Source organism: Saccharopolyspora sp. (genome assembly GCF_017434145.1).
Lineage (GTDB): Bacteria > Actinomycetota > Actinomycetes > Mycobacteriales > Pseudonocardiaceae > Saccharopolyspora_C > Saccharopolyspora_C galaxeae.
Window position 1 is genome coordinate 1 of the sequence record NZ_JAFRFW010000787.1, and the last position, 9,768, is coordinate 9,768.

A 9,768-nucleotide genomic window follows, 5' to 3' on the forward strand; every position below is an offset into this window, starting at 1 on the left:
GGAAGGCTTCGACGTCTACATGTTGACCGTGCAGAACGGCAGCGGCGGCGGGGACATCAAGTGCAGGCTCACCATCGACGGCGAGGTCGTCGCGGAGAACACCAGCACCGGCCCCTTCACGTTCGCGTCCTGCACGGGCAACTCGGGGCTCTGACACCGGGGACCGGCGAGCTCAGGCCCGTTTCTCCGGCGGTGAAATCGGCGAGTTCCGACGCAACAGCGAGTCCCGCGGATCGGCCTCCGGCTGCGACTGCGCGGTTCCGGCTAGCAGCCGGCACACCCCGTAAGCCGAATCGCCTCGTGGCGGCAGTGCGAGGGTGCCGCGTCCCGGATCGTCGACCGGGCAGCCGATCGACCAAGCTGTGCGCCGGACACGGGAGGTGGACATGGCAGCACCGTTAGAGGTCTGACCAGGACCCGCGCGGCCGGAGTACGGCTGGTGATCCTGTCCAACACCGACCGGGACCTCATCTCGCACAGCCTGCGGCACCTGCGGGTGCCGTTCGACGACGTGATAACCGCCGAGGACTGCGGCACCTACAAGCCCGACCCCGAGTTCTTCCGGCAAGCGCTCGAACGCATCGGGGTGACCCCGGAGCGGATCCGGCACGTGGCGTTCGGCTTCAAGTACGACAACGCGCCCGCCAAGCGGTTCGGGATGCGCACCGCCTGGATCAACCGGCACGACGAGCCGCAGCAGGCCGGTGAACCCGCCGATCACACCTGGCGCGACCTGTGGGGACTGGCCGGACTGGCGGACGGGTGGCCGGTGCCGGACTGAGCTCGCATAGCATGTCGTGGTGGCGATCGACCGTCCGAATCCGCTGCTGTGGCTGTACTACCAGTACGGCGGCACGCTGCCGGAGCGCTACCGCGACTGGGTCCTGCACGACGCCACCTGCCGCACGTGGGTGCTGCGGGTGTGCGTGCGCGGGATGTTGTTCATCGCTCCCCTGGCCGCGGTCCTGCTGATCGCGCTGTACTGGATGAGCGGGTCCTGGGCGCTGGCGCTGGGTCCGGTGCTGCTGGGACTGCTCGTGGTGCTGCGCATCGTGCTGACGAGTTCGGTGGAGAGCGTGGACGCGCGGTTGAACAGGCACGGCTTTCCGCCCGGGCACGGCTCGGCGGTCCGCGGCCGGATGGACGAGCAGGCCGCCGAGCGCTACCGGGCGATCTACCGCGCCGATCCCGGCTCCGGCACCGATTCGCGGTAGCAGCCGCCGCGCTCCGCGTCCTGCCAGCCGCGAACCGGTGTCCACTGAGGACTCAGGTCACCGGCCCGGGACCGCTCCACCGCGGCGCGCGCTTCTCCGCGAACGCCGCCAGGCCTTCCTGGTAGTCCGGCCCGGACTCGATGCGCTCCTGCGCCCGCGCGGTCGCCGCCCAGCCGGTGTCGTCCGCCTCGGCCCACTGCTCCTCGAGCGCTTGCAGGGTCGCGCGGACGGCGGCCGGTGAGGCCGCGCAGATCTCCTCGGCCATCGCGAGCGCGGACTCCACCGCCGCGCCCTGGTCGGCGAGCCGGTTGACGAACCCGATGTCGTAGGCACGGCGGGCATCCAGTCGCGCACCGGTGATCAGCAGTTCCCGCGCGACGTTCAGCGGCAGGCAACGCATCGCGCGCAGCAGCGCGCCGGAGGTGGCGACCAAGCCGCGCATCGTCTCCGGCAGCCCGAAGGACGCCGCATCCGAGGCGACCACCAGATCGCACGCCATCGCGACCTCGAAACCGCCTCCGAGCGCGAGCCCCTCGACCGCCGCGATCAGCGGTTTCGTCCGGCTGCGGCGGACGAGGCCGTACTTCCCGCCGCGTTCGGTGGGCCCACCTGAGCCGGAAACTATGTCCGTGCCCGCGCAGAACAACTCCGGCGTGCCGGTCAGCACGCCCACCCAGATCTCGTCGTCGTCCTCGAACCGGTTCAGCGCTTCGTCGAGTTCGCGGGTGGTCACGGCGTCGATGGCGTTGCGCTTCTCGGGCCGGTCGATGCGGATCACCGCGACCCGGCCGCGGGTTTCGGTGCGCACGTTCATCGGCCGGACTCGTTCAGCAGCGCTTTCTGCGACACGTTCTGCTCCTTGCTCGAGAGGTGGGTCGGGACACGCGGAGCTGCGCAACCCCAATCAGACACCGCGCAACCCCAATCAAACACCGGGCAACCCCATCAGACACCGGCTGTCGGCAGAAGACCGCGGTCCTGCCGAACAGCCCGCATGCGCACGCGTGCCACGATCAGAACCCGAACACGGGAGGCGCAGCCGATGACCACAGGTGACGGGGCTCAGGCCGTTGGCGGCGGCCGCAGCCTCAGCACGCTTCCTTCGCCGTTGGCCGCGACGAGCACCGAGCCGTCCGGCGCGACCGCGAGATCGGCGAACGCGGGCGGCCGGTAGGTCATCCCGCCGCCGTCGGGCGGTTCGGCCCCGCCGGGTGGCAGGCCCACCGCCAAGTCCTCGGCCTCGATCGTGCTCGCGCCCGTGCGCAGGCAGATCCGGCGCAACCACCGATGCTCGACCTCGATCACCAGCAGTTCGTCGCCGAGCACGGCGATCCCCTGCGGCTCGCCCAGCCCGTCGGCCACGACGACCGGCTCGTCGTCGAGGCGCAGCACCTGCCCGCGGCGGTCGTCGCCGACGTAGCAGGCACCGGCATCGTCGACGGCCACGCCCACGGGATGATCGAGCCCGTCGGCGAGCACCTGCACCTCGTCCGACTCGTCGAGGCGCAGGACCCGGCCGGAGCCCGATGCGGCCACGACGACCTCGCCGCCCGGCCCGACCGCGATCCCCGTGAGCTCGCCCAGACCCGAGGCCCTCCGCCGCGTGGACCTGCGCTGCGGGTCGTAGGCGTGCACCTCGCCCGTCACCGTGCTCAGCGCGAGCCCGTCGCCGTCCGCGGCGGCACAACGCGCGAACGTGGGCATTCCGCCGCCGACGACGTCCACCGAAGCGACGGCGCCGGAATCGGTCGTGCGCGCCAAGCTGAAGTGGTCGACCGCGTAAACGGTGCCGCCGCGGCCCGCGGCGATCCCGTACGGGCCGTTCAGGCCGCGCCGGACGACCTCCCGGCTGCGCCCGTCCTGCTGCACCTGCATGACTCCGCCGTGCGCGAAGCTGGACACGAACATCCGGTTCTCGTCGTCGAACGCGGCGTTGTCCAGCCCGCCGATCCCGGTCACGACCTCGGTCCGGTTCCCGGAAGCCAGGTCGATGCGGGTGATCAGCCCGGCCGGTCCGGTGGAGAACACCACCAGCGTGCCCGCGCGGTCGAACCGCACCGCGACCGGTGAACCGACCTCCGCGGCCAGTTCGGGAACGCCGCCGTCCGGAGCGATCCGCCAGACCTGGCCGGTGCGCATGTGCGGGTAGTACAGCTTCCCGTCCGGGCCGATCTGCATCGCGTTGCCCATCGCCAGGCCGCCGGTCAGCAGCGCGGGTTCGGCACCGGATCCGAACAGCTCGACCAGCTCTCCGTCCGGGCGCATCTCGTTGACGAACAGCCGGTCGCCGAGGCAGGTGATGCCGTTGGGCAACCGGACCGAACTCGCCACGAGATCCAGCTCGCCCGCCGCGTCGCGCCGCCACACCCTGCCCGGCGCGATGTCGGCGATGTACATCTCGCCGCCCGCGCTGAACGCGACGTCGTCGGGCGTGCGAACCGGGCCGTCCTGCCCGACCACGACCTCCACATCGCCCGAAGTCGTGTCCACCGCGCTGATCTGTCCACCTAGGACCTGCGCCACGTGCAACCGCCCGTCGGGGCCGAATGCGATGCCGTTGGCGCCCCAGAGCCGGTTCGGCTCGGTCGGCCTGGCCACGTCCCAGCGGGTACTGCGCGGTGTCGAACTTCCGGCAGTGCCGAAGCGGGAAACTGTGCCGAAGCGGGCAGCGGGACCGGAGCGGGAAGTGGCGCCGAATCCTGCGGCGGCACCGGAATCGGTCGCCGGGGTGAACTCGCTCGTCATTCCGGCAGCACCTCCGCCAGGCCGGAACCCGCTCGCCAACTCCGCATCAACTCGGCGAACTCGAGGGCGTCGCCGGTGTACGACTCGCGCACCGGCGGCGGTTTGCCTTCGTTGTTGTAGTAGCCCGGGGTGCACTCGGCCTGCACCTTGTTCGGGCGCGCGGACCGCCGGATCGACTCGGTCCACTCGCGCTCCGCCGCCGCGCTGGGCTCGACGTAGGGTGCCTGACGCCTTTCCGCCTCCGCGATCATCGCGCCGATGTGCGCGGCCTGGTCGTCCAGGACGTGCGCGAAGTTCACCGCCACCGCGTTGTGCGAGAGCCCCATGCAGAACAGGTTCGGGAAGCCGTGGCTGGTGAAGCCGTGCAGCGTGCGAATCCCACCGCGGAAGTGCTCGGCGAGCGTGCGCCCGCCCCGCCCGCGGATCGGCGGACCGGAGAACGCCGGGTGCGCGCGGCCGATCTCGAAACCCGTCGCGAAGATCAAGCAGTCCAGCTCGTACTCGACACCGCCGCTGACCGCGCCGTTCGCGGTGATGCGTTCGACACCACGCCCCTCGGTGTCCACGAGGGTCACATTGGGCCGGTTGAACGCGGGCAGGTACTCGTCGCTGTAGGTAGGCCGTTTGCAGTCGTGCCGGTACCACGGCTGCAGCGCCCGCGCGGTCGCATCGTCGTCCACGATGGACTCCACGCGGGCGCGGATGTCGTTCATCTTGCGGAAATCGGCGATCTCCCTGGCGAACTCGCGCCGCTGCGGATCGTCGATCTCCCGGTCGTCCAGCTTGGCCAGCTCGGCCTGGAAGTGCCGGGTGAGATCGCCCCACCGGTCGCCCACCAGGTCCGCGTCCGCCCGGCCCGCGACGACGGCGAGGAAGTTGTCCCGGCGCCGCCGGTGCCATCCCGGGCGCAGCGCGCCGGCCCACTCCGGATCGGTGGGACGGTTGCCGCGTTCGTCCACAACGGACGGTGTGCGTTGGAAGACGTACAGCCGCTCGGCGTCGGCCGCCAGGTGGGGCACGCACTGGATGGCCGTGGCACCGGTGCCGATGACCGCGACCCGCTTGTCCGCGAGCCGGTGCATCCCGCCGGTCTGGTCGCCGCCGGTGTAGGCGTAGTCCCAGCGGCTGGTGTGGAAGGTGTGCCCGCGGAAGCCGTCGATGCCGGGAATCCCGGGCAGCTTCGGGCGGCCGAAGACTCCGCAGGCGAACACGACGTAGCGGGCCGTCATGCGGTCGCCGCGGTCGGTGGTGACCGTCCAGCGACCCCGTTCGGAGTCCCACTCCGCACCGGTGACCTCGGTCTGCAAGCAGGCTTCGCGGTAGAGGTCGAAGGTCTCCGCGATGGCTTGGGCGTGCCGGTGGATCTCCGCGCCGCAGGTGTACTTCTCGGTCGGCACATAGCCGACCTCCTCCAGCAGCGGCAGGTAGATGTAGGACTCGATGTCGCAGCGAACGCCCGGGTAGCGGTTCCAGTACCAGGTGCCGCCCACGTCGCTGCCGCGCTCCACGATCCGGATCGAGCCGAGCCCGGCCTGGCGCAGCCGCGCGCCCGCGATCAGGCCGCCGAATCCGCCCCCGACCACCACCGCGTCCACGTCGTCGACACAGGGCTGCCTGGTGAACTCCACCGCGTGCGGATCGTCGACGTAGTAGCCGAAGTCCCCGGTCGGCTCGATGTACTGCGCCGAGCCGTCCGGGCGCAGCCGCCGGTCGCGTTCGGCGCGGTACCGCGCGCGCAGCTCCTCCGGGTCGAAGCCGAGCCCGGTGCAGGCGTCCGGCTGGTCGGTCATGCGACTGCCTCTTCTCTCCTCGATCCGCCACACCGGCCGGGCCGCGCTGGATGGCGCAGGACGCGTCCGCTGGTGCTCGCCGCCCATTCCAGACCTACCGGACAACAGGTTTTAAGTCAACCGACTGATTTAATATTTCGAAACGTGTCGATTCGTGCACGCAATGCGATAAATTGCCGGCGGCAGCCGGCCGCGGCGAAACTTCCGCGCGAACGGCGGGAGAACATTTCCGCCGTTCGCGCCTGAATCCCACCGGCGCAAGAAACGGCAAGCGGGCCGGCCGCGGCCCGCGAATGCGGCAAGTTCGGGCAAGGCCGCCGACGTGAAATCTGTCATGTTTCCCAGCGCCGCCGTAACGTGGCATTCTCGGCACCCGATGAGCGCGAACCGACCCAGCCGCCGAACGTTGTTGGCCGGCACTCTCGGCGCATTCGCCATGACTGGCTGTGCCACCTCGCTGGGCAGCACCCGAAGCGGCACGGTTCCGCGCACCGAGGGCATCGAGCAACCGGAACTGCTGGTGGGGGCGCTGCCGATCGTGGGCGCAGCGCCGCTGCACCTCGCCGCCCAGGAAGCCCTATTCCAGCAAGCCGGACTGAACGTCCGGCTGCAACAAGTCGCCAGCGGCGCATTCGCGGTCCCCGAGCTGCTGTCCGGGAAACTCGATATCACGTTCAGCAACTACCCGTCGTTGATCCAGAATTTCGCGGGCGGCGGCCCCGCCCGGATCATCGCCGAAGGCAGCCGGGCCGCGCCGGACAACTTCGCGGTGGTGGCCGAATCCGATTCCGGGCTGAACGAGGCGGCGGATCTTGCGGGCAAGACCGTGGGCGTCAACGCATTCGACAACGTCGCCACGCTGACCACGAATGCCCAGCTGCAAACCGCGGGCATCCGCCCGGAGCAGGTCCGCTACGTGCAGCGCGGGTTCCCGAAGATGACCGACGCCCTGCTGTCCGGCGACGTCGACGCGGCGTTCCTGCCCGAACCGTTCCTGTCCGCGGCCGAAGTGCAGCACGGCGTGAAACGCCTGGTCGACCCCACCGCGGGCGCCGCTGCGCAGATCCCGATCGACGGATACGGCGCGCTGGCGCCGCTGATCGAGAAGTGCCCGAACACGCTGCGCGCGTTCCGCTCCGCCCTGCGCGAGGCGCAACGCCGCTGCCAGAACCCGTCGACGCTGCGCACCGTGCTGCAACGGGACCTGAAGATCGACGAGCGGATCTCCGCCGTGCTCTCCCCCAGCCGATACCCCCTCAGCACCGACGTCACGAGCCTGCAGCGCGTGGCGACGCTGATGGAGCTGTTCGGCAACCTGCAAGCACCCCTCGACATCGGACCCATGGTGATAGCCGCATGACCGCCGGATTCGACCTGCACACCGGATTCCGCGCGCCCGAGCGGGGCAGCGCCGACACGCTCGCGCAGTTCCTGCACACCGTCGACCGGCTGCCCGGGATCCAGCGGATCCACCGGGCGATGCGCGAGGCGATGGACCTGCGTGACGGCGAGGTCCTGGTCGACTCCGGCTGCGGGCTGGGCATCGAGACCGGCAGGCTGGCCACCGACCACCCGGACGTCGCGGTGCGCGGTACGGACCGCAACGAGAAGTTGCTGACGCAGGCGCAGGAGCGGTTGTCGACGCGGAACCTGAGCTGGCACGTGCACGACCTCACCGAACCCGGCGAGCTCGCAGGCTCCGCGGACGTGGTGCGCACCGAGCGGGTGCTGATCTACCAGGACGATCTCGCGGCGGCGGCCGAGAAGCTGCTGCGGCTGCTGCGCCCGGGCGGGCGCTTGGTCAGCTTCGAGCTCGACTACGGCGCCATGCTGCTCCCGACGGGACCGTTCCGCCCGAGCCTGGTGGACGAGATCGTCGAGATCATGCGGGACTCGCTGCCCCAGGCGTGGGCGGGCCGCCGGTTGCCCGCGCTGCTGGCCGAGCGCGGTCTCGCGGTCACCTCCGAGCCGTTCAGCTTCGGGGTCAACCAGCAGGTGTGGCAGCGCATCGTCGGGGACACGTTGCGCACCCACGCAGCGGACCGGCCGGAGATCACGGAGTGGCTGCACCACCACGAGACCTCCGGCGAGGTGGAGCTCTCGGCCGCGTTCACCGGCGTGCTCACCAGCGCCCGGCTCGAAACCCGCTGACGCTGGGCGACTGCGTTGATCGCTCCGGGCCCCTGAAAAGCTGTCCGGGCCTCTGAAAAAGCTGTCCGGGTCTTTTGAAAAGCTGACGGGCGCCACGACGAGACGTCCGCCGGAGGGGATCCGATGCCAGCCGCAGACCAGGTGCGCGCCCACGCCCGCGCGCACGACGGAACCGCACTTGCCCACCAACGCCAGGGCACCGGTTACCCACTGGTCCTGCTGGCCGGTCAGGCGAACGACCACCACTGGTGGGACGGCGTCCGCGAGGACTTCCACCCCGCGCACAGCACGATCACGGTCGACTACCGCGGAACCGGCGGCAGCGGGAAACCGGACGAGCCTTATTCCACGCGGGGATTCGCCGCGGACGTGGTCGCGGTGCTCGACGAGCTCGGCGTCGAACGCGCCGACGTATACGGCACGTCGATGGGCGGGCGCGTCGCGCAATGGCTCGCCGCGCTGCATCCCGGGCGGGTGCGGCGGCTGGTGCTGGGCTGCACCTCGCCCGGCGGTCCACACGCGACGGAGCGGGACGCGGACGTGCGGCGCGCGCTGGCCCAGCCGGATCCCGGTGCCGCGCGGCAGGCCTTGGTGGAATTGATGTTCACGCCGTCCTGGCCCGCCGAAGATCCCCGCACGGACCAGGTTCTCGGCGACCCGGACATGCCCGCGCACGCCAAGCGCAGGCACCTGGTCGCCAGCAACGAGCACGACGCCTGGGAGGTGCTGCCGCGGATCACCGCGCCGACGCTGGTCCTGCACGGCGAACAGGACCGGCTCACCCCGCCGGACAACGCCCCGCTGCTGGCCGAACGCATCCCGGACGCCCGGCTGCACCTGCTGCCGGACGCGCGCCACGCCTACTTCCTGCAGCGCCGCCCGTCGGCGACCGACCTGGTGCGGGATTTCCTGGCCGAATAGGGAAATGCCGGACGCCGCAACGGAAATCCCGCGGGAGATCGGCTCACTCGATGAGCGCGTACTGGTGCTCCGGACGACCGCTGGCGCCGTAGCGCAAGGTCATGTCCACCTTGCCGTCCTGGGCGAGCCCCGCGAGGTAGCGCTGCGCCGTCGCGCGCGCCACGCCGAGCTGCTCGGCCACCTCGGCGGCCGAACGCGGGCCTTCGGCGCCGCGCAACGCATCCACGATCAGCCGGGTGGTGATCGTCGAGCGGCCCTTCGGCGTGCCGGGCTGGTCGCCCTCGTGCAGCAGTCGCATCGCGCGGTCGATCTCGGCCTGGTCGACCTTGCCGCCTTCGGCGGGCAGCCGCGCGTGGTAGTGCGCGTAGGCGGTCAAGCGCTGCTGCAACTGGTCCGCGGTGAACGGTTTGACCAGGTAGTTCAACGCCCCGGCGGCCAGCGCCGCGCGCACCGACGCCGGGTCGGCCGCCGCGGTGAGCATGATCGCGTCCACGTCCAGCTCGCCGAGCAGCGCTATCCCGGAGCGGTCCGGCAGGTAGTTGTCCAGCAGCAGCAGGTCCGGGTACCGCTCGTCGACGAGCTCGCGGGCCTGCGCGGCGGAATGCGCGATGCCGACGGTGCGAAAGCCAGCCACCTGGTCGGTGAACTCGGCGTGCACCCGGGCGACGCGGAAGTCGTCCTCGACGACGAGGACCCGGATCATCGGTTCGCCTCCTGTTCCTCGGGAGGTTCGGCGTCGGCCGCGCCGCCTTCGTCCCTCGTGGCATTTCTGTCCATTGTGGACTCCGAGTCCTCGGGGGCTGCACCGGCCCGCCGCGGCTCCAACGCGCCCGGCAGCCGTGCGACGAACACCGCCCCGTGCTCGGCTCCGCCGGGATCGGTCAGCCGCACTTCGCCGCCGAGGCTGCCTGCCGCCTGCCGGGTGAGCGCGAGGCCGAGACCGCGCC

The 9,768-nt window shown here is 71.0% G+C and carries 9 protein-coding genes and 1 pseudogene; 5 read left to right on the forward strand and 5 right to left on the reverse strand.

Annotated features, from left to right (window positions below; all coding sequences use genetic code 11):
- Nucleotides 1–406 precede the first annotated feature (406 nt).
- A complete protein-coding gene (locus IJH84_RS21220; protein ID WP_295148114.1) occupies nucleotides 407–781 on the forward strand; it encodes an HAD-IA family hydrolase in 375 nt (124 codons plus the stop codon).
- A 19-nt stretch (nucleotides 782–800) separates the two neighbouring features.
- Nucleotides 801–1,214: a DUF5313 family protein gene (locus tag IJH84_RS21225; protein WP_200073374.1), complete on the forward strand. Its 414-nt coding sequence runs from the start codon at nucleotides 801–803 to the stop codon at nucleotides 1,212–1,214.
- A 52-nt stretch (nucleotides 1,215–1,266) separates the two neighbouring features.
- Here IJH84_RS21225 and IJH84_RS21230 read toward each other — a convergent pair whose 3' ends face one another.
- The 3 genes from IJH84_RS21230 to IJH84_RS21240 all read right to left on the reverse strand — a co-directional run bounded on the left by IJH84_RS21230 (nucleotide 1,267) and on the right by IJH84_RS21240 (nucleotide 5,749).
- Entirely contained in the window at nucleotides 1,267–2,028 is a 762-nt protein-coding gene (locus IJH84_RS21230) for an enoyl-CoA hydratase-related protein (RefSeq protein ID WP_295148093.1), read from the reverse strand.
- 248 nt (nucleotides 2,029–2,276) lie between these two features.
- A complete protein-coding gene (locus IJH84_RS21235) occupies nucleotides 2,277–3,812 on the reverse strand; it encodes a hypothetical protein (protein WP_295148096.1) in 1,536 nt (511 codons plus the stop codon).
- Between the two features lie 143 nt (nucleotides 3,813–3,955).
- Nucleotides 3,956–5,749: an NAD(P)/FAD-dependent oxidoreductase gene (locus IJH84_RS21240; RefSeq protein WP_295148099.1), complete on the reverse strand. Its 1,794-nt coding sequence runs from the start codon at nucleotides 5,747–5,749 to the stop codon at nucleotides 3,956–3,958.
- Nucleotides 5,750–6,185: 436 nt separating this feature from the next.
- Here IJH84_RS21240 and IJH84_RS21245 point away from each other — a divergent pair, with 436 nt between their 5' ends.
- The 3 genes from IJH84_RS21245 (at nucleotide 6,186) to IJH84_RS21255 (ending at nucleotide 8,821) form a co-directional block, all read left to right on the forward strand.
- Nucleotides 6,186–7,109 carry an ABC transporter substrate-binding protein gene (locus tag IJH84_RS21245; RefSeq protein ID WP_295148102.1) on the forward strand — a complete coding sequence of 308 codons (924 nt, stop codon included), beginning with the start codon at nucleotides 6,186–6,188 and terminating at the stop codon, nucleotides 7,107–7,109.
- Complete coding sequence (locus IJH84_RS21250; RefSeq protein ID WP_295148105.1) at nucleotides 7,106–7,900, forward strand: methyltransferase domain-containing protein; 795 nt, start codon at nucleotides 7,106–7,108, stop codon at nucleotides 7,898–7,900. Before IJH84_RS21245 ends, IJH84_RS21250 begins: the two co-directional genes overlap by 4 nt.
- Before the next feature lie 123 nt (nucleotides 7,901–8,023).
- On the forward strand, nucleotides 8,024–8,821 hold the full coding sequence (locus IJH84_RS21255) for an alpha/beta fold hydrolase (RefSeq protein ID WP_295148108.1): 798 nt from the start codon (nucleotides 8,024–8,026) through the stop codon (nucleotides 8,819–8,821).
- A gap of 43 nt (nucleotides 8,822–8,864) precedes the next feature.
- Here the strand turns inward: IJH84_RS21255 and IJH84_RS21260 are convergent, their stop codons facing one another.
- Together IJH84_RS21260 and IJH84_RS21265 are read right to left on the reverse strand one after the other, a co-directional pair.
- A complete protein-coding gene (locus IJH84_RS21260) occupies nucleotides 8,865–9,524 on the reverse strand; it encodes a response regulator (RefSeq protein WP_200073368.1) in 660 nt (219 codons plus the stop codon).
- A pseudogene (locus tag IJH84_RS21265) lies at nucleotides 9,521–9,768 on the reverse strand (hypothetical protein); the annotation flags it as partial. The pseudogene IJH84_RS21265 and the gene IJH84_RS21260, both read right to left, overlap by 4 nt.